This window comes from Arthrobacter sp. D5-1, from assembly GCF_017357425.1.
Lineage (GTDB): Bacteria > Actinomycetota > Actinomycetes > Actinomycetales > Micrococcaceae > Arthrobacter.
On the sequence record NZ_CP014571.1, the window covers coordinates 2,575,380 to 2,600,002 of the forward strand.

Here is a 24,623-nt window from a genome sequence, read left to right on the forward strand (position 1 = left end):
GCAAACAGTGACGCGGATCATGGAAGTTATTCGACTTTCCTTGCCGACCTGCCACCGGGCGGGACGCCTCCGCCAGTGTCTAAGCTAAAGCCATGGAGTGGACGGCTGACATCCTGGGTACAGACTTCCAATCCTGTGGCGTTGATGCCACAGGACCTGACGGCGTGACCCGCCACGCCACCCTGATCCGCCACCGGGCAGAGCAAAGCGAATCCGGGGATGCACCGAGGCGCTACGGCGCCGTCCTGTTTCTGCACGGGTGGAGCGACTACTTCTTCAATACCGAACTTGCCAGGTTCTGGGCCGGGCAGGGCTACGACTTTTACGCCCTTGACATGCACAACCATGGCCGGAGCCTGACGACGGACATGCCGGGGGGCTACGTGGCAAACCTGATGGACTATGACGCCGAAATCAACCAGGCACTGGACATCATCCGTCATCACACAGCCTCGACACCGGAAGGCAGCGTGACCCTGATGGGCCACTCGACCGGCGGGTTGGTGGCCGCATTGTGGGCAAGCCGCCACCCGGAATCCATTCAGTTCCTGATTCTCGACAGCCCGTGGTTGGAAATGCACGGCAGTTCATTGGTGCGGAGGGCTGCGCAGGCCATGGTGGCTCCCATAGCAAAGTTAAGGCCGGAAACCGTCCTGAAGCTGCCGGAGCGGGGTTTCTACTTCCGCAGCATCAGCAGTACCGCGGAGGGTGAATGGGCCCTGGACGAAAATTATCGTCCACCGTTGGCTTTCCCAGTCCGGGCCGGGTGGCTCAGTGCCGTATTTGCCGGGCATTCCCAAGTTGCCCGCGGGCTGAACCTCGAGGTGCCTGTCCTCGTCCTAACGTCTTCGGCCAGCGCCAATGGCATGGTGTGGCAGGAGTCAATGCGCCGTTCGGATGCCGTGCTGGATGTTGGGGTTATTGCGCTCAGAGCCATGGCGCTGGGCCGGAGCGTCACTCTGGAACGCATCGACGGCGGCCTCCACGACGTCTTCCTCTCCGCACCAGCAGTGCGGAAAGACGCCTATGCGCGGCTTGCGCGGTGGATCAAGGGATTCATGCAGAACGATGTGACGGCAGAGCGGCAGGAAGGGGACCAATGAACACCACGGAGGCCCGGGCAACCAGGTGGCGGCGGGACGTCCTGGGCCATGGCTACGAATGCATGGACCTGCCACTGAAGCCTGACGAGGAAGGTCCCGTCCACGCCACACTCATCCGGTATGCTCCACCTGCGCCGCAAGCCACCCAGAATGGCGTCCTTGACTTCCTGTCGTCCTTCACAAAGAGAAGACGCCGTCCAGTCCCGGCCGATCCAGGTGGAGCGCCAAGGGTTGTTCTTTACCTGCATGGTTGGGCCGACTACTTTCTGCAAACCGAATTGGCTGAGTACCTCACGGCGTCGGGTTTTTACTTCTACGCAGTGGACCTCCGAAAATTCGGCCGCAGCCTGCTGCCTGGACAGACGCCCGGATACATCACGGACCTCAGCGCCTATGACGAGGACCTGGCAGCAGCGCTGGTGGAAATTGAACGGGACGTGGCTGAACGGACTGGCGACACCACCACGCCAACCATCCACATGCTGGCCCATTCCCTGGGAGGTTTGATCGGGGCACTCTGGGCCGATCGCAACCCAGGCCGGCTGGGCACCTTGGTCCTGAACTCGCCGTGGCTGGAGCTTCAGGGCAGCAGTCTGGTCCGCAGCATTGCCATGCACCTGGTGGAACCCTTTGCACGTACGGACCCCAAGCGCCCCTTCCGCTTTCCTGAGATGCCTGCCTACTGGGAGAGCGTCAGCAATGAAGCACATGGTGAATGGATACTGGATCCCCTGTGGCGTCCGCGGACCTCGTTCCCTATCCGCGCAGGGTGGACCAAAGCCGTCCTGGCCGGGCACGCCGCGGTGGAACGAAAGCTCGCCATCGATTCTCCCGTCCTGGTCCTGCTGTCCGGAAGGACAAGGATCCAAGCGGAGTGGACAGCTGACCTGATGCGGGCCGATGCGGTCATCGACGTAGAGGAAACCTCACGGAGGGCTCTTGGACTTGCCCGCCGCACCGCCGTCTTCCGGTATCCAGGTGCGCTTCATGATGTTTTTCTCTCACGACGTACCGTCCGTCAGCAGGCATACCGCGACGTGGCTGTATGGCTCGCTGCGTACCCCTACTGATGTAGCGGGGGCGTGCTATTTGCCGGCGGGCGCCGCGTCCACGGCCCCTCCGTAGCGCCTGTCGCGCTTGGCATAAATCTCGACGGCGTCCCACAGCGTCCGCCTGTCGACATCCGGCCACAGCGTGTCCATGAAGACGAACTCCGCATAGGCAGACTGCCACAGGAGGAAATTAGAGAGCCGCTGCTCCCCCGAACTGCGAAGAAAAAGGTCTACATCCGGGAGGTCGGGTTCGTCCAGGTATTTCTGGATGGTTTTCTCGGATACAGATCCGGGTTTCAAACGCCCTTCGGCGACATCGTGGGCAATGGCAGAGACGGCGTCGGCAATCTCGGCGCGGCCGCCGTAATTAACACACATGGTCAACGTGCACGTGTCGTTGGCCTTCGTGTATTCCTCGGCTTCTTCAAGTTCCTTGATGACAGAACCCCAAAGCCGCGGGCGTCTTCCGGCCCATCGGATGCGCACGCCCCATTCGTCAAGCTGGTTCCGCTGGCGTCGTAGTACATCCTTGTTAAATCCCATAAGGAAGCGGATTTCTTCGGGCGAACGCCGCCAGTTCTCGGTTGAAAAGGCGTACACGCTGACGTACTTGATTCCCAGTTCGATGGCCCCTGCCATCACATCAAGCAAGGCAGGCTCACCGGCCTTGTGACCCTCGATGCGGGGAAGTCCACGCTGGTTTGCCCACCGCCCATTGCCGTCCATGACGATCGCCACGTGCTGCGGAATAAGTTCACTGGGAATACCCGGCGGCACTGCACCGGAGGGGTGCCCGTACGGCGCAACGACCGGTGCCGTCCTGGCCGTTGTTGTCTTGCTCTTCTTACCAAGTGCCACTGTCAGCTTCGCTCCACGTGTTTGAGTGATTTCAGCGCCCGTTCCAAATGCCATTGCAGATACGTGGCAACCAGTCCTGCGGCTTCACGCCGATGCCGGGGATCCGATGCATCAGCCACGCCCCAGTTGCCTGTCAGCAATGCACCAAGCAACACCACTGTCTCCGCTGCCGGCGCCGGTGAACCAGGAGGGCGGCAGTCGCTGCACACCATACCGCCAACCGGGGCGGCAAAGGCCGTATGAGGTCCCGGCCGGCCACAACGGGCACAATCGGTGAAACTCGGCGCCCACCCTCCCGTGGCCAAAGCGCGCAGCAGATAGGAGTCCAGGATAAGTTCGGGTGGATGGTCTGAACGGCTCAAGGCAGCCAAGGCTCCCACCAGCAGGTTGTAGTGGGCGGTCCCGGACTCCGTGTCGGCATCCGTGAGTTTTTCGGCGGTCTCCGTCATGGCAGCGGCCACCGTGAACCTGCCATAGTCTGCGGCGATACTGCTTCCATAGGCGCCCTTGGCCACCGCCTGCGTCACAATGTCCAACGTCCGCCCGGAGACAAGCTGCAAGTCCGCCACCATGAACGGCTCCAGACGAGCGCCGAAACGGCTGCTGGTCCTGCGCACACCCTTGGCGACGGCGCGGACTTGGCCATGATGCTTGGTCAAGAGAGTGATGATGCGATCCGCTTCACCCAGCTTGTGGGTACGGAGCACCACGGCATCGTCCCTGTAGGACCGTGCTGCAAACGACGGATTGGCCACAACTAATCTTCGCACTATGACCGGCCCGCTCGGCGACCACCGGACCGTGTGGTGACGGTATTTCCCGTCACCACACGCTGGGTACCCTAGGCCCGGGAGTCCCGCACGGCGCGGTTCACGGCCGAAATCAGGGCCTTGAGGGATGACGTGGTGGTGCTGGGGTCAATGCCCACGCCCCACAGGACCCGCTCGCCGACGGCACATTCGACGTAGGCTGCTGCACTGGCGCTGCCGCCCTCGGACAGGGCATGCTCGCTGTAATCAAGCACGCGGACGTCTACGCCGTCGTGGTGCAGGATGTCCAACAGAGCAGCGATGGGTCCGTTGCCGTGGCCGGTCCGCCGAACCTCCACGCCGTCGATCCGCAGGGTTGCGTTCATGGTCATGGCGCCGGACTCGTCGGTCTCAGTGCTGACACTTCCCAGCGCATAGCGACCCCACTGTGCCTGCTCTTCGTCGGATGGCAGGTACTCATCCTGGAAGACCTGCCACAGCTGTGCACCACTGACCTCGCCACCCACTGCATCCGTGCGCCGCTGGATGACTCCGGAGAATTCAATCTGGGCGCGCCGGGGCAGGTCCAGGTTGTGCTCGTTCTTCAGCAGGTAGGCGACACCGCCCTTACCCGATTGCGAGTTAACCCGGATCACGGCTTCATAGCTGCGGCCGAGGTCCTTCGGGTCAACCGGCAGGTACGGAACTTGCCAGGTGAAGTCATCCACCGGCTTACCCGCCGCCGCAGCGTCCTTCTCCAGCGCTTCGAAACCCTTTTTGATGGCGTCCTGGTGCGACCCTGAGAACGCCGTGAAGACGAGGTCACCACCGTACGGAGAACGTTCCGGGACAGGCAGCTGGTTGCAGTACTCAACGGTGCGGCGGACTTCATCGATGTCGGAGAAGTCGATCATGGGGTCGACGCCCTGCACGAACATGTTCAACCCCAGCGTTACGAGGTCCACGTTGCCGGTGCGCTCACCATTGCCGAACAAGCAACCTTCAATCCGATCGGCACCCGCCAGGTAACCCAGTTCGGCAGCGGCCACGCCCGTACCGCGGTCATTGTGCGGGTGCAGGGAAATGATGATGCCTTCACGGGGGTGCAGGTTACGGTGCATCCACTCAATGGAGTCGGCATAGACATTCGGGGTTGCCATCTCCACAGTGGCCGGAAGGTTGATGATGACCTGATTGTCGGCAGAAGCCTCGAAGACGTCGGCAATGGCGTTGCAGACCCGGGCAGCGTACTCCAGCTCGGTTCCCGTGAAAGACTCCGGCGAGTATTCATAGGTGATGTGCGTATCTTCGAGGGTTTCTTCGTACTTCTTGCACAGTCGGGCACCCTGCAGAGCGATATCCAGAATGCCATCCTCGTCCTGGTTGAACACGACGCGCCGCTGCAGTACGGACGTGGAGTTGTACAAGTGGACGATCGCCTGTTTGGCGCCCACCAGCGACTCATAGGTTCTCTCGATCAGGTGTTCACGCGCCTGGGTCAGGACCTGGATGGTGACGTCATCCGGGATATGGCCGCCCTCGATGAGCTGGCGTACGAAGTCGAAGTCGGTCTGCGATGCCGAGGGGAAGCCGACCTCAATCTCCTTGTAGCCCATCTTGACGAGCAGCTGGAACATCTTCAGCTTGCGGGCCGGGCTCATGGGGTCGATCAGTGCCTGGTTACCATCGCGCAGGTCAACCGCGCACCAGCGCGGGGCCTTGGTGATGACCTTGTCCGGCCACGTGCGGTCAGGAACCTCTACGGTGATCTGGTCCTGGAATGGCAGGTAGCGGTGAATCGGCATACCGGAGGGCTTTTGTGCATTACGCATGACGTGTGGCCTTTTCTCTAAGAACTAAATGAAAGCTTAGCCGGACACAACGGAACTCCGCGGCGAGGATGGCCCAGCTTCAGATAGCTTTCAGGCCCCGCCGCGGCAGCTAAGAAGAAGCATCGCCGTACGCACAAAATCACAGTAACACGATGCGTATGATGACAGTGCAACACCTCATGCAACGTCCACTATGCAGACGCAGCGACGGTGGCAACGCCGGCTGCTGTGTCCACACAAGGAGCCACAGTGCCACAGTCGGGGATCACTCTTTCGAACATCGATCACAGCGTCCGGCCCCAGGACGACCTCTACCAACACGTCAACGGCGCGTGGCTCAACAACACAACCATCCCTGACGACAGGCCGCTGGAAGGCACGTTCACCGCTTTGCGGGACGGAGCCGAGTTGGCCGTCAAAGCAATTATCGAAGAAGCTGCAGGCAAAGGAGAGTCGGCAACCGGCGTCGAGCAGCAGGTGGGTGGACTCTACGCGAGCTTCATGGATGAGGCCGCAGCAGAGGCCAAAGGCCTTGACCCCATCCGGGGCCGGCTCGAGGACGTCAACGCCGTGGGATCAACCCAGGAACTGGCCGGCCTGATCGGCCGCCTCTTCCGTTCCGACGTCTCCGGGCTTTTCTCAATCTACCCGGCCCCTGACGCCGGCAACCCCGAGCGCATCCTCCTGTATATCGGGCAGGGCGGCCTTGGACTACCGGACGAGTCCTACTACCGGGAAGAAAAGTTTGCCGATATCGTTTCGGCCTACACCGGGTACGTTGCCAAGATGCTCGCCCTCGCCGGAATCAAGGACGCCGAAGCAGCGTCAGTGCGCATCGTCGCCCTCGAAACTGCCTTGGCTGCGCACCACTGGGACAACGTCACGTTGCGGAATCCCCAGAAGACCTACAACCTCAAGACGGCAGAAGAAGCAACGGAACTGTTCCCCTTGCTGGAGACCTGGTTCCAGGCAGCCCGTGTCGACGCAGCCAAGCGAAACGAGATCGTTGTCAGCACCCCGGACTTCTTCGCCGGCGCAGCAGGCTTGCTGGAGTCCGAGCCGTTGGAAACGTGGAAGGAATGGTTGACACTGAGGGTGCTGAGTTCGGCGGCCCCGTACCTCTCGTCCGAATTCGTGGACACCAACTTCGAGTTCTACGGCACTACACTCAGCGGCACGCCCCAGAACAAGGAACGCTGGAAGCGTGGAGTTGCCGTTGTCGAAGCTGCGCTTGGCGAAGCCGTCGGACAGATATACGTGGAGCGGCACTTCCCCCCGGGCCACAAAGCGAGGATGGAGACGCTCGTTGCCAATCTGATCGAGGCTTACCGTGACAGCATCTCCTCCCTGGCATGGATGGGTGAGGAAACCAAGAAGGAAGCGCTCAAGAAGCTGGAGGCATTCCGCCCCAAGATTGGCTTCCCGGAAAAATGGATCGACTACTCAGTCGTGGTCATCGATCCATCCGACCTGTTGGGCAACGTGGAGCGCGCACATGATGCTGACGTCGACCGTCACCTGGACGAGATCGGCAAGCCTGTTGACCTTAATAAGTGGCTGATGACTCCGCAGACGGTCAATGCCTACTACCACCCCATGCTGAATGAGATCGTCTTCCCGGCCGCAATTCTCCAGCCGCCCTTCTTCACGGCAGATGCTGATGACGCCGTGAACTATGGCGGAATCGGTGCCGTCATAGGCCACGAGATCGGCCACGGCTTCGACGACCAAGGATCGCAGTTCGACGGCAGCGGTGCACTGCGCAACTGGTGGACTGATGAGGACCGGACCGCGTTCGAAGCCCTCACGGCCAAATTGGTGGCTCAATACGACGCCCTCTCCCCCTACGCGGCGCCAGAACACAAGGTCAACGGCAAGCTCACCCTCGGCGAGAACATCGGCGACCTCGGCGGCCTGACCATTGCCTACAAGGCCTACCTCCTCAGCCTGGAAGGCAAAGAGCCTGAGGAGATCGACGGCTTCACTGGCCAGCAACGCTTCTTCATGTCGTGGGCAGCAGGCTGGCGCCAGGTAATCCGCCGTGAAGAGGCGATCCGACGGCTTGCCACCGATCCGCACTCCCCCAACGAGTTCCGCACCAACGCCATCGCCCGCAACCTCGATGCGTTCCATGAAGCATTTGGTGTCGGCGCAGCAGACGGCATGTGGTTGGAATCCGGAGACCGCGTCAGCATCTGGTAAGAAGGGAAAAATGAGGCCGGGCCAGTTCGTAAAGAACTGGCCCGGCCTCTTCAGTCTATGGCTGCCTCGCAGCCCGCTACTGGTCCATGTACTGACTATTGGTCGATGTACAACGGGTTCACTTGTTGGCAGACGGCATCGCTCGCGGTCTGGTTGACCACGTCCGATGGCACGGAGGTTGCTCCGTAGGTAGTGCCGGCGGCGAAGTCCGTACCCACATAAAGCTGAACTCCCGCCACGCCGGGAGCCTCCTGCACTTGGGCCGCCGGAATACCGTAGAGCGCAGCCACGTCTGCAGCGACATCGGCGAAGCCTGCCCCGTAGTAAATCACTGTCTGGTCCACAGGGTTTGCCAAATAGGAAACCGCCTGGGTAAAGCCACCGCCTGTCAGAACCGACATGATCTCCTGGGCCCGCGCGGCTGCTCCGCTGCCGTTGGCCACTGCCACCGGCTGGATCGCTTTGTCGTAGGCGGGGACCGCAGGAGTCGATGCCGTGGGCTGCGGTGCGGGAGTTTCGCTGGCAGCGGGCGACGATGTGGCACCGGGTGTGGTCAGGTCAAGGTCGGCACGCAACGCTGAAAAGAGCTGGGATGACTGCGGTTCCACAAGCTCCAGCCTGTTCGGATCAACTGCTGCTGCCTGGGTCGGGACAGCCACGAACGCAACCTTGGAAACATCAATGTCCTTCAACCGCCCTCCGATGGTTAGCAGCGACGGAACGGATGCCAGGCCCTCATCGACGGTGAGGTTCTGGGTGACCACGTCGGCAATCTGGAGGAGCCTCTGCGGGTTACCCAACGTTCCTTCGTCTTTGAGCTTCCTGGTCAAGGACGAGAGGAAAGCCTGCTGTCCCTTGATACGACCGAGGTCGCCTCCATCGCCAAAAGCGTGGCGGGTCCGCAGGAAAGCCAGGGCTTGTTCGCCCTCAACCAGGGAATCACCTTTGGGCAGGCGAAGGCGGGAGTCCGGGTCAAAGACGGGGTCGCTGACACAGACATTCACGCCGCCAATAGCGTGGGACAACTCCTTGACGGCGTTGAAGTCCGCCATCATGAAGTGGTCGATTTCCAAACCGGTCAATTTATTGACGGTGTCAACAGCGCAGCCGATGCCCGCCTCGGCCATGGCCTCGTTGATCATCACACCGCTGCGGGCAGGGAACGTCTGGTTGTTTGTCCGATCGGTGCATTGCGGCACGTCCACCAGCAGGTCACGCGGGAAGCTCATGACGCTGACGCGCTTGTTGTCTGCTGAGATATCCAGCAGCATCATGACGTCCGAATGACCGTAGCCGGTGGAGTCTTCCGTGCTTCCGTACTCCGAGTTTTTCCCGTCACGGGTATCAGAACCAAGAATAAGGATTTGCAGGCGGTCCGATTTGTCATTGGCCAGGGTTTCACCGCTGTCGCGGGTCTCCCCTGCACTCAGCGGAGCCTTGGTGATGTTGCTCTGCAACCGGATGAACCAAAAGGCAGCAAAAGCCACGCCCGCAACCAGGGCCACAGAGACCACGCCAGTAACAATCTTCAACCACAACGGAAGTCCCTTGCGGGCCTTCATGTGGCGGGGAGTGCCCTCGGCATCCTCACCGTGGCGAGCCGCAACGGGGTCAGCGGTGCCGGTGCCCTGTGGGCGGGCGTCACGACGTCGCACTATTCGGTTTACCTTTCCTCAAACACGTGGATTCCCGCCATCATAGTTGCCGATTCTGGGAAGTTCCTTATCGCGCCTCTACGATGCCGGGACGTGTCTTGCCCGCTAGAACCCGAGTTTGACCAGTTGCTTGGGATCCCGCTGCCAGTCCTTGGCCACCTTAACATGCAGATCCAGGTAGATTCGGGTGCCCAGAAGTGTCTCGATGCCCTTCCGTGCGTTGGTACCGACTTCACGCAGCCGGCTGCCACCCTTGCCGATGATGATGGCCTTCTGGGAGGGCCGCTCAACATAGAGGTTGACCCGAACGTCCAGGAGCGGGTTGTCCTCGGTTCGACCTTCACGGGGAACGATTTCCTCCACCACTACGGCCAGCGAGTGGGGAAGTTCGTCGCGGACACCTTCCAGGGCAGCCTCTCGAATAAGTTCCGCAATCATGACTGCTTCGGGCTCGTCCGTCAGTTCACCGTCGGGGTACAGCGGGGGCGATGACGGCATGTGGCTGATCAATACGTCCGCGACAGTGGAGACCTGGAATCCGTCGGCCGCTGAAACGGGGACGATGTCTGCCCAACCTTGCTCCCCCAGGACATCGCGTCCCAAAGCAGCGACAGCGAGCAATTGCTCGGTCAAGGCCTGGCGGTCAACAAGGTCTGTTTTGGTGACAAGGGCAACGATCGGTTTCCTCCCCACGGCCGCCAACTGAGCCGCGATGTACTTATCGCCGGGGCCGATCTTCTCGTTCGCCGGCAGGCAGAATCCAATGGCATCCACTTCGGCCAGGGTATCGGCCACAAGATCATTGAGCCGCTTACCCAGGAGCGTGCGCGGCCTGTGCAGGCCAGGGGTGTCCACCAGGATCAGCTGCGCATCCTCGCGGTGGACAATACCGCGGATGGTGTGCCGCGTGGTCTGCGGCTTGGCCGAGGTGATGGCCACCTTCTGGCCAACCAAGGCATTGGTCAGTGTCGATTTGCCGGCGTTGGGCCGGCCCACCAGCACAGAGAAGCCTGCGTGGAAGCCACCGAAGTCATTATCGGCATCGAATTTCTTATTTTGCTTGCTCACGTGGAACTCCCTGTTGCGTTGAGTCGGCGTCATCGAGTAGGTCTTCAAAGTCAGTGTCTTCCTTTGGCATGGCTGCCGCAATGATGTGGCTGACCCTGTTTCGGCGACCCTCAAGCCTATCCGCCTTGAGCGATATTCCATCCACATCAACTGAACTGCCGACAATCGGGACCTGCCCCAGGGCCTTGGCAAGGAGGCCGCCTACGGTGTCCACCTCGTCGTCGTCGAGGTCAATGTCGAACAGTTCACCGAGGTCGTCGATGCTCATGCGGGCGCTGACCCGGAACGTACCGTCACCGAGGTCCACTGCTTCTTCTGCCGCGGCATCGTATTCATCCACGATTTCACCCACGATTTCCTCGATGAGGTCCTCAAGGGTCACCAGTCCGGCGGTACCGCCGTACTCATCGATCACGATCGCCACGTGGGTGGATTCCTGCTGCAGTTCCCTGAGAAGGTCACTCACGGGCTTGGATTCAGGAACGTAGCGGACGTCCCGGGCGAGGGAGTCGACGTCGTGCGCCTGCAGTCCGGGTTCGCCTCGATACATGGCCGCGGCGACGTCCTTCAAATAAAGGATTCCGCGGATCTGGTCGGTATTCTCACCGATGACCGGAATCCTGGAATAGCCCGACCGCAAGAAGAGGCCCATGGCTGTCTCGAGGTCCGATCCGGTACCGATGCTGACAATGTCTGTGCGGGGAACCATGACGGAACGGACCAACGTGTCGCCGAAGTCGAAGACCGAATGGATGAGTTCAGCCTCGTTGTCCTCGATCATGTCCGATTCTGCGGCGCGGTCCACGAATTCGCGGAACTCTTCTTCGCTGACGAATGCGTCATCACCGCTGGGCGCGCCAGGAGCCACTGCCTGGCCGAGGGCCACGAGCCACCCGGGAATGGGGCCGAGAACCCAGCAGAGGAAGCGGATCAGCGGAGCCGTGAAGCGAACAACGGGACCGGAATGGGCCCTCCCCAGCTGCCTCGGCGACACCCCCACCAGCACGAATCCGATGACGGCCATGATGCCGGTAGCAGCAAGCCCGGCAAGCCAGACGTTGTCGAGCAAACTGTGCAGCACTACCGCCACAGCTACTGCAGCGGCCATCTCGAACCACACACGCCAGAATCGCAGGGCCCTCATGTGGGCAATGGGAGCTTTGAGGATTCCGCTCAGGGCCTTGCCCTTGCTGCGCACAATTGATTGTTCGGCCTCGTGCCGGGGAAGGAAATTGAACGCGGCTTCAGCAGCCGTCAACAGGGCGACAAAGCTGAGGAAAACCAGCGCCATGCCGACCAGGATGATCCAGGTCACTGCATGGTCTCCATGGGGGCATCCTTGCCCAGGAATTCAGACAGCAGTTCGCGCTGCAAACCGAACATCTCTTCTTTTTCCTCGGGTTCGGCGTGGTCGAATCCCAGAAGGTGGAGGATGCCATGGGTTGTCAGGAGCAGCATCTCATCCTGGGTGGCGTGACCGGCATTGCGGGCCTGTACCTCGGCCACCTGGGGGCAGATGGCGATGTCGCCCAGCATTCCCTGCGGGGTTGGCTTATCCGGGGTGCCTGGAGTGAGCTCGTCCATGGGCACAGACAGGACGTCGGTGGCCCCGGGTTCATCCATCAGTTCGATGTGAAGCTTCTCCATGGCGGGTTCATCCACCAGGAGAATGGAAAGCTCCGCTTGCGGATGGATGTAGAGCCGTTCGAAGATGAAGCGGGACAACGTCACCAGCTGGGCTTCGTCCACCGTCACACCGGACTCGTTGTTGACTTCAATGCTCATTGACGTTCTCCACGTTTGTAATGTGTGCCTGACGCGTCTTTGCGGTGCGCGTCATCCCAGGTGCTGTAGGCGGACACGATGTCGGCCACCAGGCGATGCCGGACTACGTCGGCCGCCTCAAGAATGGAGAAATTGACGTCGTTTATGCCTGTCAGGATCTCCCGGACGATCCGAAGGCCTGACGTTGCGCCCAGCGGAAGGTCGATCTGGGTGACGTCGCCGGTGACTACCATTTTTGAACCGAAGCCGAGGCGGGTCAGGAACATCTTCATCTGTTCCGGTGTGGTGTTCTGCGCTTCATCAAGAATGATGAAGGCGTCATTGAGCGTACGTCCGCGCATGTACGCCAACGGTGCCACCTCAATGGTGCCTGCAGCCATCAACCGTGGGATGGATTCCGGATCCATCATGTCGTGGAGGGCGTCATACAGCGGGCGCAGGTACGGATCGATCTTGTCGCTCAATGTACCTGGCAGGAAACCGAGCCGCTCCCCCGCCTCCACCGCAGGCCGCGTCAGGATTATCCTGCTGACTTCCTTCATCTGCAACGCCTGCACGGCCTTGGCCATGGCCAGGTACGTCTTGCCCGTGCCAGCTGGACCGATACCAAAAATCACCGTGTTTGCGTCGATGGCATCCACGTAGTTCTTCTGATTCAGTGTCTTTGGACGGATGGTCTTGCCGCGGCTGGAAAGGATGTTGTGGGTCAGCACATCAGCCGGGTTCTGCACCGACTGGGCCCTCAACAGGGACACCAGCTGCTGAAGGATGTCCGGGCTCACCACGGTCCCTTTCGCCACAAGCCCACGGACTTCCTCCAGGAGGCGCATGACGCGGGGAATGACGGTGGAGGGGCCGGTCATGGAGAGCTCGTTGCCGCGGACATGGAAGCTGACATCCTGGAATTGTTCCTCGATGTACCTCAGGGCTTCGTCATGGCTGCCCAGCGAGTGAACCATCTGGTCGGAGTTGTCGAAGGTGACGACTTCCGTGCGTGTGCCCGGTAATGTGTGCGGGAACTCGTTGGGCGGCTGGTTGCCGTTTCCGGTCCTGAGCCGCCCGTTCAAAGATTCACTCATAGTGCTGGCCCGCGGGCCTTTTCTCCTCCGGTTGGTCTGTAATAACGCCATCGATTCGACATTCTCTGCGGACTTTCGTTGCCCGCATTGATGCCGGAATGTCTCCAATCCTACGCCAGCCCGCCCGCGATGAACCTCCCCCGGCAGCCTCATTCGGCACCCTGGGGCTGATGCGGACATTTTGTCTCAACTCGGCATCAAGCCGGTATCAATCATGTTTCAGTTGGCGCCCTCCCCCGGAAACCCGGCCGACCGCCGTCGACGATGTGCCAAGCTGGCATTGCGGGTGAAAACACGACCCCGCACCCCAGCCGACAAATGGCTGCCAAACCATGCAGGGCAGGACAGGAAACCCATCAAGAAAACAGCCAGCAACGATCATGGCGCGAACAAGCGGACCAAGTCCGCTGTTGCCGTGCCGGCGATGCTCGCTGTCCTCCTGCTGACCGGTTGCATCGCCAACGGTGGCGGCACCCAAGCCACCTCCACCCCGCCGCCGCTGACCGTCCAGGAAGCCCCGGCCAGCAACGCCCCGCTGGAAACCACCCAGGCCTCCACCAAGATCCCGGTCTACTGGATCGGGCGGAGCAAGGAAGAGGTCTACCTTTACCGCGAGTTCCGGGACATCTCCGGCGACGGAAATCCTGTAACCACCGCCCTGAAAATCATGATGGCGGAAAAGCCGTTGGATCATGACTTCTTCACTCCCTGGCAGGAACCCGCCAACCTGGCCACGTCCATTTCCGGCAAAAACGTCATTACAGTCGATATTTCCCGCGATGCTTTCAACTCAAACCTGGATGCCGGCATGGCGCAGCGTGCAGTGCAGCAACTCGTCTACACGGCAACGGCCGCAGCTTCGTCTTCAGGGCTCATCAATTCAGGCCAGCAGATCCAAGTGGTCATCCTGGTTGATGGCCACAAGGACTACATGGCGTTCGGGCAAGTGCAGCTGGGTGAGCCGATGACCCGCGACGCCTCCTTGGTTGCCCCGCTCTGGATCATCGATCCGCAGGAAGAGACCACCCTGCCCACAGGACTGGTCAAGTTCAACGGGCGGAGCACTGACAGCTCCAAGCCCATCGCCTGGCAGGTACTGCAGGACAATGGCAAGGGCGAAAAGACCAGCCTTCTCACGGGCCAAACGCAAGCCACCGGCGAACCCGGGCAGTATGGGTTGTTCACTTTTGGCGCGACATTGAAGGCCGGCCAGTATGAGGTACGTGTTTCCCAGGTGGACAGCGCCGGAGACATCATCGCGACAAGCACCGACACGCGGCTGTTCAGGGTCGGGTAGCTGTTCACGGTCGGTAGCTGCCCGGAGCCGGAAGCGGACCAAGGCCGCCCGGCTGCAGCGCTACCAGCGGCCCAGGATGTCGCTCGCAAGCACGACGGCGGCAGGTCCCGCCGTCGACGACCTCAAGACATGATGCCCCAAGAGAGCCGTCACGGCGCCGGCATCACTGAGCCGCGTCACTTCGCGGGGCGAGATCCCACCCTCGGGCCCCACTATCAACAGCACCTCGCGGGGTGAGGTGGCCTTGGTTGCCGCCAGCTCTTCAAGAATGGTCCGCAAAGGATTCTTGGCGTCTTCATGCAGGATGATGGCAAGGTCAGACTGGGCAACGGCTTTCGCCAGGGACCCGGTGTCCACCATGGTCCGCACCTCGGGGATCCATGCCCGCCGGGCCTGCTTGGAGGCGGCAGCAACCACTGATTCCCACTTCGCATGGGCCTTTGCTGCGCGATCGCCTTTCCATCGAACAATGGAACGCTCTGACTGCCACGGGAGCACAGCGTCGATTCCGAGCTCCGTGGCCGTTTCGATGGCAAGTTCGTCGCGATCGCCCTTGGCCAGGGCCTGGACCAGTACCAGCCGGACGTCCGGCTGTTCTTCAAAGGCCATGTCGGAGGCAGTGACGACGAGGCCGGCGGGCCCGGCCGCGGCGACCGTGCCGGTCAACCGCGCGCCGGCACCATCGGCTATGTCAACGGGCTCTCCCACACCAAGTCGCTTGACCGTAACCGCGTGCCGTGCCTCTGGACCTTCCAGCACGAACGTGCCGCCGGGTATGACATCGCTGAGGCTGCCGGCCGACGTGAAGAAAACGGGGTTGCTCACCGCTACAGGTTACCGAGCTTGTCCCGAAGCTTGGCGAACATTCCGCCGCTGGCCACAAGCTTTCCTTCAGTGAACTGCTCCCCGCGAAGCTTGGCGAGCTGCTGCAGCAATTCTTCCTGCGCAGGATCCAGCTTGCTCGGCGTTTCAACGTGGAGGTGTACCTTGAGGTCGCCACGGCCATAACCACGCAGGTGCGTGACGCCCAGGCCCCGAAGGGTGATGATCTCCCCTGACTGGGTTCCGGCCTTCACATCAATGTCCTGTGCGCCGTCGAAAGTATCCAACTGCAACTCCGTACCCAGCGCTGCGGCCGTCATGGGCACGCTGAGGGTGGCATGGAGGTCGTCGCCTTCGCGCATGAACATGGAATCGTTGTTGACGCGGATCTCCACGTAGAGGTCGCCGGACGGGCCGCCTGCGGGTCCTGCTTCGCCTTGGCCGGACAACTGGATGCGCGTACCGGTGGCAACACCGGCAGGAACCTTGATGGTCAGGGAACGGCGACTGCGGATGCGGCCTTGGCCGTTGCACTCATTGCAGGGGTCTTTGATGACCGTTCCGAAGCCCTCGCAGGAACCGCAGGGGGCAGCGGTCATGACCTGGCCAAGGATGGACCGGACAGCGCGCTGGACCTGGCCGCTGCCGCCACAGATGTCACAACGTTCCGGGTGGGTGCCCGGTCGGCAGCAGCTGCCGTCACAGGTGGGGCAGGTCACGGCCGTGTCCACTTCGAGCTTCTTGTTGACGCCGAAAACGGCGTCCTTCAGGTCAATGCGGACACTGATAAGTGCGTCCTGGCCGCGTCGGACACGGGAGGCCGGCCCGCCGTGACCGCCGCCGCCACCAAAGAACGTATCGAAGATGTCCTGGAACGCGAAGCCCTGGCCGGAATATCCGCCGCCAAACCCGTTGTCCGTTCCATTCTCATTGCCGGTGGCGTCGTAGACGCGGCGCTTCTGGGGATCGGACAGCACCTCATAAGCATGGGTCACGGCCTTAAACTGCTCCGCGACATCCTCACCTGGGTTTACGTCCGGGTGGAGTTTCCGCGCCAACTTGCGGTACGCCTTTTTGATCTCTTCCCCGGTGGCTTCCGGCGAGACTCCCAAAACGTCATAGTGGCTGCTCAAAGTCGGTATCTCTTCCTTGTTGTACTGCGGATGTTTCTTCGGGACGGCGTTCAGCCGCCAAGAATGCGTGAAAGGTAACGGGCCACGGCCCGGACTGCGGCCATGGTAGTGGGGTAATCCATGCGGGTTGGGCCCAGGATCCCCACCTTGGCACCGGAACCGTATCCGGTGGCCACAACGGAAGCCTCAGCCAATCCGTCGTAGGGTTTCTCCCGGCCGATACTCACGGTGACGCCCCTGGGGTCATCCCCCATGTCTGACAACAACCGAAGCATGACAACTTGTTCCTCAAGGGCTTCCAGCACCGGACCGATGCTCAAGGGGAAGTCCACGTTGGACCTGGCGAGGTTGGCCGTACCGGCCATCAGGATGCGTTCTTCGCGGCTGTTGTCGCTCAAGGCCTGCAGTCCGTTGGCCAACGTCTGGGCCAGCCCCCGGAGCTCCGGCGGACACAGGGCAATCACCGACGGAAGCACCTGCGGCAACAGGGCCAGTTGCGTCCCTGCGATGCTGCCCAGGAAGCGGGATCTCAATCGCATCAAAGCGTCGTCGCCCACGTCCGAACCAGCGTCGATGACCTTCTGGCTGACGCTGCCGGTATCGGCAATCAGCACCACCAACACTTGTTGTGGTGCCAACAGGACGAACTCAACATGCCGTACCAAGGCGCGGTTGGAGTGCGGATACTGCACGACGGCGACCTGGTTGGTCAGTTGGGACAGGAGCCTTACCGTGCGCTCCAGGATGTCGTCTACATCATCAGGGCCTTCAAGCAGCGAGTGGATGGCCCTCCGCTCTGCGGCCGAAAGGGGCTTGACTTGGGAGATGCGATCGACGAAAAGGCGGTAGCCCTTGTCGGTGGGAATGCGACCGGCACTGGTGTGGGGCGCTGCAATGAGGCCTTCTTCTTCCAGAACGGCCATGTCGTTACGGATGGTGGCGCTTGAAACTCCAAGATGGTGCCGTTCAACAAGGGCCTTCGATCCAACAGGCTCCCGTGAATGCACGTAATCTTCAACGATGGCACGCAGCACTTCCAATTTGCGTGGCTCACTCATTGCTCCACCTCCTGACGACTGCCGTGGTCTCTGAGACCGGGTCCACTTAGCACTCAACATGCCCAAGTGCTAACCAGTCTAGTATGAGCCAACCCGTTGCTAGCATTGAACTTTCCTTTCCCAAGCCAGCACAAACCAACACTGAACAATTCAACCCAGCACAAAAGGTAGGAACTCCTTGGCTTTCGACACGTGGGGTCCGCAGGATCTGTCAGCTCCCGCCAAACGGCAACTGCCGGAGGTAGCTGTACAACGCGGGATGGTCCTCGAAGATGTCCAATCAGGCTGGGTGGGCGAAGTCACCCGGGTGGAGAAGACCGGCGGCATGCACATCGTGTCCCTCGAGGACAGGCGGGGGAAGACGAAGTCGTTCCAGCTCGGATTTGGCTTCCTGCTCGAGGGGCAGCCCATCCGCTTGATGCCCCCGGCCCCCCGACAATCGACGCCGCCCGTTCAGGCCGGTCGCACGGCGTCGGGTTCGGTGAAGGTTGAAGGACAACGCGCCCAGGTGGCCAAAGCCAGCCGCATTTGGGTGGAGGGAAAACACGACGCCGAACTCGTAGAGAAAGTTTGGGGCGACGATCTTCGCGTCGAGGGCATTGTGGTGGAGCCCCTGCACGGAGTCGATGACCTCAAGTCGGCAATCTCCGCCTTTAACCCCGGGCCCGGCCGGCGCCTCGGCATCCTGGTGGACCACCTCGTGGCCGGCTCCAAAGAGTCCCGCATCGCAGCTGACGCCATGACTGTGCCCGGCGCCGCAGGAAACGTCCTGATTGTCGGCCATCCCTACATCGATGTCTGGCAGGCCATCAGGCCCAAAGTTCTGGGAATTGAGGCCTGGCCGTCCGTACCCCGCGGCACCGACTGGAAGACCGGGATTCTCACCGCCTTCGGGTGGCCTCACGAGACCGCTGAGGATATAGGACTGGGCTGGCAACGTCTTCTTGGAGCGGTTCGCAGCTACGCCGACCTTGAGGCCTCGCTGCTGGGCCGCGTGGAGGAAGTCATCGATTTCCTCACAGTTCCCTGACCTTTGGCCTCAAAGCAGCAGCAACTGACGTGTCATCGTGGCGCTTGTCCCGGGAAGCCTGCCGGGGCCGGTATTCTGGGACAGCAACACCGCACTATCTTTACAGCAAAGGGAACACACCGTGGCAGAGAACGCTCCTGAAGAACCGGGCAGCGCCGCAGGCCAGCCCCAGTACCATGGCGCGCCTGCAAATGCGCTGCCACTGACCGCCAGCGAGGACAGGCAGTGGGCTACCTTGGCACACTTTGGCGGTATTCTCGGATGCCTGCCATCTCTCCTGATCTACTTGATCTTCCGTGACCGCGGACCGTTCACGGCACAGGAATCCAAGGAGGCGTTGAACTTCACGCTGCCTCCCACCATCGCTGCGGTTCTGGCCAACATCCTGGTGCTGTTGCCGGTAGTAGGCAACATCTTTGCTGTGATCGCCACTGGCATCTGGGTAGCCCTGACATGCTTCTCCGTCTCAGCCGGAATCCGCGTCAACCACGGCCAGCCGCACCGTTACAAGCTCAACCTGCGCTGGGTCAAGTAGCCCTCCCCCAGCCATTCAAGCGGCTGGGGGTTAGTCGGGGAGAATCCTCCGGACTACGGCGTCAGCCAGCAGCCGGCCCTTCAGCGTAAGGGTCAACCGGCCTTTGAACGCTTGCACGGGATCAACCAGCTCGTCGGCGATCAGCCCTGCCATTGCATGGCGGCCAACCGCGTCCAAGGCATCTACTTCAAGCCCTGTACCGAGCCGTGCTTCCAGCATGATGCGTTCGACTTCCCGGGTTTCGGCGTCGAGGGTCTCCCGGCCTGCCGCCGGTGAGCTTCCCGCACCCAACCGTCCTGCGTACGCTGTGGGGTGCTTAACGTTCCACCACCGGACACCTCCTACGTGGGAGTGCGCACCGGGGCCGATGCCCCACCAGTCATCGCCGCGCCAGTAGGCCAGATTGTGCCGGCACGCTTGATCGGGTGTCCGGGACCAGTTGCTGACCTCGTACCAGTTCAAACCAGCTGCGGAGATCAACGAATCAGCCAACTCGTATTTGGCTGCATGATCGTCGTCGTCAATTCCGGGCACTTCGCCGCGGCGGATCTGGGCCGCCAACTTGGTGCCGTCCTCCACGATCAATGCGTAGGCGCTGATGTGGTCAGGCTCGTAGGACAGTGCTGTTTCAAGGGACAACCGCCAGTCCGCCATGGACTCCCCCGGCGTACCGTAAATAAGGTCCAGGCTCACCGCGAGTCCGGCCTCACGGGCCCACTGGACCACGAGCGGCACACGACTGGGGGTATGGGTCCGGTCAAGGACCTTCAACACGTGCGGCACAGCCGACTGCATGCCAAACGAAACCCTGGTGAATCCGGCATCGGCCAGCACCTTCAGGGACTCAGGGGTTACGGAATCCGGATTGGCTTCGGTGGTTACCTCGGCACCGGGCTCAAGCCCCCAATGGTCGACGGCGGCCCGCAGGATTCGTGCAAGGTCTTCCGCGGGGAGGAGCGTGGGCGTACCGCCTCCAAAGAAGACTGTGCTCATGCGCCGCCGGGGCAGCCCTGAGGCCTCCAGTGCCAGAGCCGCGAAGTCGAGTTCGGACACCGCGGTTGTGGCGTAGGCATCCTGGGAGGCCCCGCCGCCAAGCTCGGTGGCCGTATAGGTATTGAAGTCACAGTAGCCGCAGCGAACGGCGCAAAACGGGATATGGACGTAGAGCCCGAAGTTGCGGTGCTCGACGCCATCCAGCACCTGCGGGGGAAGTACTCCGTCCGCAGGCGCCGGATCGCCCAAAGGTAGGACGCTGGGCATCTACTTCTTGGCCTTGTCCTTGGACTCGTCGGTGGTCAGTGCTGCGATGAATGCTTCCTGGGGAACCTCCACGCGACCCACCATCTTCATGCGCCTCTTGCCTTCCTTCTGCTTTTCCAGCAGTTTGCGCTTACGGGTGATGTCACCGCCGTAGCACTTGGCAAGAACGTCCTTGCGGATGGCCCGGATGCTCTCACGGGCGATGATTCGCGATCCGATGGCCGCCTGGATGGGCACCTCGAATTGCTGCCTCGGGATGAGCTCACGGAGCTTGCCGGTCATCATGACACCGTAGGCGTAGGCCTTGTCGCGGTGGGTGATGGCACTGAAGGCATCCACTTGTTCGCCCTGCAGCAGGATGTCCACCTTGACGAGGTCTGCAACCTGCTCGCCGTCGGCTTTCCAGTCCAGCGAGGCGTAACCACGGGTTTTGGACTTCAGGAGGTCGAAGAAGTCGAACACAATCTCGGCCAGCGGAATCCAGTAGCGGAGTTCCACTCGGTCCTCGGACAGGTAATCCATGCCGCGCATTTGGCCGCGGCGGCTTTGGCAGAGTTCCATGATGGAACCAACAAACTCGTTCGGAGCCAGGATGGTGGCGGAAACCATAGGCTCGCGAACTTCGGAGATCTTGCCCGTGGGGTACTCGCTGGGGTTGGTGACATGGATGACCTTCTTGTCCTCCAGTGTCACCTCGTATTCCACGTTGGGAGCAGTGGAGATGAGGTCCAGGTTGTACTCACGTTCAAGGCGCTCACGGGTAATTTCCAGGTGCAGCAAACCGAGGAACCCGACGCGGAAACCGAAGCCCAGTGCTGCCGACGTCTCGGGTTCGTAAACCAGTGCGGCGTCGTTAAGCATCAGTTTTTCGAGGGCGTCGCGGAGGACAGGGTAGTCCGTTCCGTCCAGCGGGTAGAGACCTGAGAAGACCATCGGTTTGGCGTCGGCGTAGCCGCTGAGCGACTCCGAGGCAGGCTTGGCCAGGTTGGTGACAGTATCGCCAACCTTCGACTGGCGGACGTCTTTCACGCCGGTGATCAGGTATCCCACCTCGCCGACCCCCAGGCCCTTGGATGGCGTGGGCTCCGGAGAGCTGACACCAATCTCCAGGAGCTCGTGCGTTGCCCGGGTGGACATCATCTGAATGCGTTCGCGCGGGTGGAGCATGCCGTCCACCACGCGGACGTACGTCACGACACCGCGGTACGTGTCATAGACGGAGTCGAAAATCATGGCGCGGGCCGGCGCATTGGGATCGCCAACGGGAGCAGGAAGGTCGCGGACAATTTTGTCCAACAGCGCCTCAACACCCACACCGGTTTTGCCGGAGACCTTGAGGACGTCCTCGGGGTCACCGCCAATGAGGTTGGCAAGCTCTGCCGCGTACTTCTCGGGCTGGGCAGCCGGAAGATCGATCTTGTTCAGCACAGGAATGATGGTGAGGTTGTTCTCCATTGCCAGATACAGGTTGGCAAGGGTTTGGGCCTCGATGCCCTGGGCCGCGTCCACCAGCAGCACTGCGCCTTCGCAAGCGGCGAGCGAGCGGGAAACCTCATAGGTGAAGTCGACGTGGCCGGGAGTATCGATCATGTTCAGTGCATAGCTGTTGCCATCAAGTTCCCACGGCATGCGAACAGCCTGGGACTTGATGGTGATGCCACGCTCACGTTCGATATCCATGCGGTCCAGATACTGGGCCTTCATGTCGCGTTGCTTAACGACGCCGGTGTACTGCAGCATGCGGTCGGCCAAGGTGGACTTACCGTGGTCAATGTGGGCAATGATGCAGAAGTTCCGGATGATGGCCGGATCTGTTGCGGCGGGCACCGGTGCGGTGCGGGCCATGGGAGACACGCAGGATCCTTACTGTCGACACTCACACGGCAATTCCCGGAGCTGGGCATAGGCCAGCCGGAACACGCCGCGCATCTGATCCTCTAGTCTCCCATGAACCTGCGCTTCGCCGTACATTGCCTGCCCAGGTGTCAGCTCCACGCAGCTGTAGCGTTGTCACATGGCTTTCGACTTGCGCCCTTTGGGCAAACTCATCCTGCGATCATTCAAAGCCCTCGGTGGCAACAGCACTAAAGCAGCCACACCGGCAGGTGCCCGCAGGACACAAACCCGGCAGTCCGACGTCGTACGCCAGCCAGGTTCTTACCCGGGCGATTTTCGCGGTTCCCTCAAGGTCAGCTACTCCCCCAAGCCAGATGGTCAGCCGGATCCCGGCGAGATTGTCTGGAGCTGGGTTCCCTACGAAGAGGACCACACACAAGGCAAGGACCGGCCCGTACTCCTGGTGGGCCGGGATCGCGGATGGCTGTTGGGTCTTATGCTGACCTCCAAGGACCACGACAATGGCGCACGCGCGGACGACTATGTTGATATAGGAACCGGCCCTTGGGATCGGCAGGGCAGGCCCAGCGAAATCAACGTTGGGCGCATTATCCGCCTCGATCCTGGTGCGATCCGGCGCGAAGGCGCCGTTTTGGGAAAACCGCAATTCCGGGAGGTCGCACGGGCCCTCCAAGAACGGCAATAGCCGGACCGGGGGCCCAGTTCCTTAAGAGCCCGGACTTTCTGCTATCCTTTATAGCTGTGTGTCCGTGCAGGTCGACGGCCATACATGGTTGGCTGCCATAGGCATCCCCACGCCGCTCAGTCGATGGCCAACCTGAAAACCCTCTAGACCATTTCCGCATTAAAAAGAGAGTTCATACGTGGCTAATATCAAGTCCCAGAAGAAGCGCATCCTCACCAACGAGAAGGCTCGCCTGCGCAACAACGCAGTCAAGTCCGAGCTGAAGACGGCCATCCGCGCCGTCAACACCGCCGTTGAGTCTGCTGACAAGGATGCTGCTGGAACTGCACTTGCTGCTGCCAGCCGCAAGCTGGACAAGGCTGTCAGCAAGGGCGTTATTCACAAGAACAACGCTGCAAACCGCAAGTCTGCGATCTCCAAGAAGGTCAACGCACTCTAAGGTTTTTCCAGTTCGACTGAGCTGATCAAAAGGCCGGCACCCGTTGGGTGCCGGCCTTTGGGTTTAAGCGGCTGTATCAGTGGCGGCGATGCCGCCGCTGACTGGCATCAACGTCGGCTGGCTGACATGGCAATTACAGTCACCGCGTGCTCCACTGCGTAGACAGGGTCCCGCGACTCACCCTTCACCTGCGCGTCCGCTTCTGCGATGACCTGGATGGAACGGATCAGGCCCTCGGGAGTCCATCGCCGGACATCCCGCTGCGCCTGCTCAACAAGCCACGGCTGCATTCCCAGATTCCTGGCGATGGTGGCTGGAGAACCATTGGCCCCTGCAACTTTGGCCAGCGTCCGCAGCTTGGCCGCCAGTGCCGCAACCAAGGGAACCGGATCCACCCCGGTGGCCAAGGCATGCCTCAACGTGGACAGTGCCACCGGCCCATTACCAGCCATCGCAGCATCCGCAACCTTGAAGGCCGTCGCCTCAACCCGGCCGCCGTAGTAGCGTTCAACGGTCTCCGCCGTCACGGCGGTAGTGGCGTCGGCGATCAACTGGTTGCACGCTGCTGCAAGTTCGGAAAGGTTTGCGCCCACTGCGTCCACCAGGGCCTGGACAGCATCGCCCTCAATGCGTCGCCCTCCGGCCCTGAACTCGGAGACGACGAACGCGGTTTTGTCAGAGTCCTTCTTCAACGGTTGGCAATCAATGACGGGCCAGCCAGCGGACTTCACGGCATCGAGCAGCTTCTTGCCACGAACGCCACCGGCATGACGCAAGACCAGGACAACGTCCTGGTCCGGGTGCTGGAGGTAGGCCAGTCCGTCCGCCAGAAAAGCATCATTCATGGCCTCGAGGCCATCGACCTCAATGAGCTTCCCCTCACCGAAAAGGGATGGCGTGACGGTCATCGCCAGGGATCCGGCCTCGTAGGAGCCCGCGTTGAGTCTGCTCAGTTCGACATCAGGGGTGGTGGTTCGCACCTGGGTCCGGATGCCGTCCACGGCCCGGATACCGAGATATTCTTCTGGTCCCATGACCAGGACGACGGCGGCCGGTGCCGCATCCCGCCAGCTGACGGTGTTCGCCGCGACGCTCTTGGCCCGGGTATTTTGGGCAGCAGCCAC

The 24,623-nt window shown here is 61.3% G+C and carries 22 protein-coding genes; 8 read left to right on the plus strand and 14 right to left on the minus strand.

Going from position 1 to position 24,623, the window contains the following annotated elements:
* The first annotated feature begins 92 nt into the window (after window positions 1-92).
* Entirely contained in the window at window positions 93-1,103 is a 1,011-nt protein-coding gene (locus AYX22_RS11700) for an alpha/beta hydrolase (protein WP_207593626.1), read from the plus strand.
* Window positions 1,100-2,173 (plus strand): alpha/beta hydrolase, encoded by a 1,074-nt coding sequence (locus tag AYX22_RS11705; RefSeq protein ID WP_207593627.1) that lies wholly within the window; start codon window positions 1,100-1,102, stop codon window positions 2,171-2,173. Before AYX22_RS11700 ends, AYX22_RS11705 begins: the two co-directional genes overlap by 4 nt.
* Before the next feature lie 15 nt (window positions 2,174-2,188).
* Here the strand turns inward: AYX22_RS11705 and AYX22_RS11710 are convergent, their stop codons facing one another.
* From AYX22_RS11710 to leuA, 3 genes are all read right to left on the minus strand, one after another.
* Window positions 2,189-3,013: an isoprenyl transferase gene (locus tag AYX22_RS11710; protein ID WP_207593628.1), complete on the minus strand. Its 825-nt coding sequence runs from the start codon at window positions 3,011-3,013 to the stop codon at window positions 2,189-2,191.
* Between the two features lie 2 nt (window positions 3,014-3,015).
* On the minus strand, window positions 3,016-3,768 hold the full coding sequence (gene recO, locus AYX22_RS11715) for a DNA repair protein RecO (RefSeq protein ID WP_207593629.1): 753 nt from the start codon (window positions 3,766-3,768) through the stop codon (window positions 3,016-3,018).
* Between the two features lie 86 nt (window positions 3,769-3,854).
* The gene (gene leuA, locus AYX22_RS11720; RefSeq protein WP_207593630.1) at window positions 3,855-5,594 is read right to left on the minus strand and encodes a 2-isopropylmalate synthase; all 1,740 of its coding nucleotides are present in this window, start codon (window positions 5,592-5,594) and stop codon (window positions 3,855-3,857) included.
* Between the two features lie 249 nt (window positions 5,595-5,843).
* Here leuA and AYX22_RS11725 point away from each other — a divergent pair, with 249 nt between their 5' ends.
* Complete coding sequence (locus AYX22_RS11725) at window positions 5,844-7,796, plus strand: M13-type metalloendopeptidase (protein ID WP_207593631.1); 1,953 nt, start codon at window positions 5,844-5,846, stop codon at window positions 7,794-7,796.
* 95 nt (window positions 7,797-7,891) lie between these two features.
* Here the strand turns inward: AYX22_RS11725 and AYX22_RS11730 are convergent, their stop codons facing one another.
* The 5 genes from AYX22_RS11730 to AYX22_RS11750 all read right to left on the minus strand — a co-directional run bounded on the left by AYX22_RS11730 (window position 7,892) and on the right by AYX22_RS11750 (window position 13,383).
* Window positions 7,892-9,451 carry an LCP family protein gene (locus AYX22_RS11730; protein WP_207593632.1) on the minus strand — a complete coding sequence of 520 codons (1,560 nt, stop codon included), beginning with the start codon at window positions 9,449-9,451 and terminating at the stop codon, window positions 7,892-7,894.
* A gap of 105 nt (window positions 9,452-9,556) precedes the next feature.
* On the minus strand, window positions 9,557-10,519 hold the full coding sequence (gene era / locus AYX22_RS11735; protein ID WP_207593633.1) for a GTPase Era: 963 nt from the start codon (window positions 10,517-10,519) through the stop codon (window positions 9,557-9,559).
* On the minus strand, window positions 10,503-11,834 hold the full coding sequence (locus AYX22_RS11740) for a hemolysin family protein (protein ID WP_207593634.1): 1,332 nt from the start codon (window positions 11,832-11,834) through the stop codon (window positions 10,503-10,505). The genes era and AYX22_RS11740 overlap by 17 nt, the downstream gene beginning before the upstream one ends.
* Complete coding sequence (ybeY, locus tag AYX22_RS11745) at window positions 11,831-12,304, minus strand: rRNA maturation RNase YbeY (protein ID WP_207593635.1); 474 nt, start codon at window positions 12,302-12,304, stop codon at window positions 11,831-11,833. Before ybeY ends, AYX22_RS11740 begins: the two co-directional genes overlap by 4 nt.
* The gene (locus AYX22_RS11750; RefSeq protein WP_207593636.1) at window positions 12,301-13,383 is read right to left on the minus strand and encodes a PhoH family protein; all 1,083 of its coding nucleotides are present in this window, start codon (window positions 13,381-13,383) and stop codon (window positions 12,301-12,303) included. Before AYX22_RS11750 ends, ybeY begins: the two co-directional genes overlap by 4 nt.
* 424 nt (window positions 13,384-13,807) lie before the next feature.
* On the opposite strand from AYX22_RS11750, the gene AYX22_RS11755 reads away from it, so the two are divergent.
* The gene (locus tag AYX22_RS11755) at window positions 13,808-14,680 is read left to right on the plus strand and encodes a GerMN domain-containing protein (RefSeq protein ID WP_207597565.1); all 873 of its coding nucleotides are present in this window, start codon (window positions 13,808-13,810) and stop codon (window positions 14,678-14,680) included.
* A 60-nt stretch (window positions 14,681-14,740) separates the two neighbouring features.
* On the opposite strand, the gene AYX22_RS11760 is transcribed toward AYX22_RS11755, so the two are convergent.
* From AYX22_RS11760 to hrcA, 3 genes are read right to left on the minus strand one after another with little or no spacing between them, the layout of a single operon-like run.
* On the minus strand, window positions 14,741-15,505 hold the full coding sequence (locus AYX22_RS11760) for a 16S rRNA (uracil(1498)-N(3))-methyltransferase (protein ID WP_207593637.1): 765 nt from the start codon (window positions 15,503-15,505) through the stop codon (window positions 14,741-14,743).
* A gap of 2 nt (window positions 15,506-15,507) precedes the next feature.
* The gene (dnaJ, locus tag AYX22_RS11765; RefSeq protein WP_207593638.1) at window positions 15,508-16,635 is read right to left on the minus strand and encodes a molecular chaperone DnaJ; all 1,128 of its coding nucleotides are present in this window, start codon (window positions 16,633-16,635) and stop codon (window positions 15,508-15,510) included.
* Window positions 16,636-16,685: 50 nt separating this feature from the next.
* Window positions 16,686-17,693 carry a heat-inducible transcriptional repressor HrcA gene (gene hrcA, locus AYX22_RS11770; RefSeq protein WP_207593639.1) on the minus strand — a complete coding sequence of 336 codons (1,008 nt, stop codon included), beginning with the start codon at window positions 17,691-17,693 and terminating at the stop codon, window positions 16,686-16,688.
* Window positions 17,694-17,871: 178 nt separating this feature from the next.
* On the opposite strand from hrcA, the gene AYX22_RS11775 reads away from it, so the two are divergent.
* A complete protein-coding gene (locus AYX22_RS11775) occupies window positions 17,872-18,723 on the plus strand; it encodes a DUF3097 domain-containing protein (RefSeq protein ID WP_207593640.1) in 852 nt (283 codons plus the stop codon).
* Window positions 18,724-18,844: 121 nt separating this feature from the next.
* Complete coding sequence (locus tag AYX22_RS11780) at window positions 18,845-19,258, plus strand: DUF4870 domain-containing protein (RefSeq protein ID WP_207593641.1); 414 nt, start codon at window positions 18,845-18,847, stop codon at window positions 19,256-19,258.
* Between the two features lie 30 nt (window positions 19,259-19,288).
* Here the strand turns inward: AYX22_RS11780 and hemW are convergent, their stop codons facing one another.
* Together hemW and lepA are read right to left on the minus strand one after the other, a co-directional pair.
* Window positions 19,289-20,518 (minus strand): radical SAM family heme chaperone HemW, encoded by a 1,230-nt coding sequence (hemW, locus tag AYX22_RS11785; RefSeq protein ID WP_207593642.1) that lies wholly within the window; start codon window positions 20,516-20,518, stop codon window positions 19,289-19,291.
* The gene (gene lepA, locus AYX22_RS11790) at window positions 20,519-22,372 is read right to left on the minus strand and encodes a translation elongation factor 4 (protein WP_207593643.1); all 1,854 of its coding nucleotides are present in this window, start codon (window positions 22,370-22,372) and stop codon (window positions 20,519-20,521) included.
* A 160-nt stretch (window positions 22,373-22,532) separates the two neighbouring features.
* On the opposite strand from lepA, the gene AYX22_RS11795 reads away from it, so the two are divergent.
* Window positions 22,533-23,060, plus strand: coding sequence for a type II toxin-antitoxin system PemK/MazF family toxin (locus AYX22_RS11795; protein ID WP_207593644.1), 528 nt, complete (start codon window positions 22,533-22,535; stop codon window positions 23,058-23,060).
* 178 nt (window positions 23,061-23,238) lie between these two features.
* On the plus strand, window positions 23,239-23,499 hold the full coding sequence (gene rpsT / locus AYX22_RS11800; RefSeq protein ID WP_207593645.1) for a 30S ribosomal protein S20: 261 nt from the start codon (window positions 23,239-23,241) through the stop codon (window positions 23,497-23,499).
* 107 nt (window positions 23,500-23,606) lie between these two features.
* Here the strand turns inward: rpsT and holA are convergent, their stop codons facing one another.
* Window positions 23,607-24,623, minus strand: coding sequence for a DNA polymerase III subunit delta (gene holA / locus AYX22_RS11805; protein WP_207593646.1), 1,017 nt, complete (start codon window positions 24,621-24,623; stop codon window positions 23,607-23,609).

Coding starts and splice junctions, on each gene's coding strand:
- AYX22_RS11700 (WP_207593626.1), top strand. CDS start 93: ATGGAGTGGACGGCTGACATCCTGGGTACAGACTTCCAATCCTGTGGC.
- AYX22_RS11705 (WP_207593627.1), top strand. CDS start 1,100: ATGAACACCACGGAGGCCCGGGCAACCAGGTGGCGGCGGGACGTCCTG.
- leuA (WP_207593630.1), bottom strand. CDS start 5,594: ATGCGTAATGCACAAAAGCCCTCCGGTATGCCGATTCACCGCTACCTG.
- ybeY (WP_207593635.1), bottom strand. CDS start 12,304: ATGAGCATTGAAGTCAACAACGAGTCCGGTGTGACGGTGGACGAAGCC.
- AYX22_RS11750 (WP_207593636.1), bottom strand. CDS start 13,383: ATGAGTGAATCTTTGAACGGGCGGCTCAGGACCGGAAACGGCAACCAG.
- AYX22_RS11755 (WP_207597565.1), top strand. CDS start 13,808: ATGCTCGCTGTCCTCCTGCTGACCGGTTGCATCGCCAACGGTGGCGGC.
- hrcA (WP_207593639.1), bottom strand. CDS start 17,693: ATGAGTGAGCCACGCAAATTGGAAGTGCTGCGTGCCATCGTTGAAGAT.
- hemW (WP_207593642.1), bottom strand. CDS start 20,518: ATGCCCAGCGTCCTACCTTTGGGCGATCCGGCGCCTGCGGACGGAGTA.
- AYX22_RS11795 (WP_207593644.1), top strand. CDS start 22,533: ATGGCTTTCGACTTGCGCCCTTTGGGCAAACTCATCCTGCGATCATTC.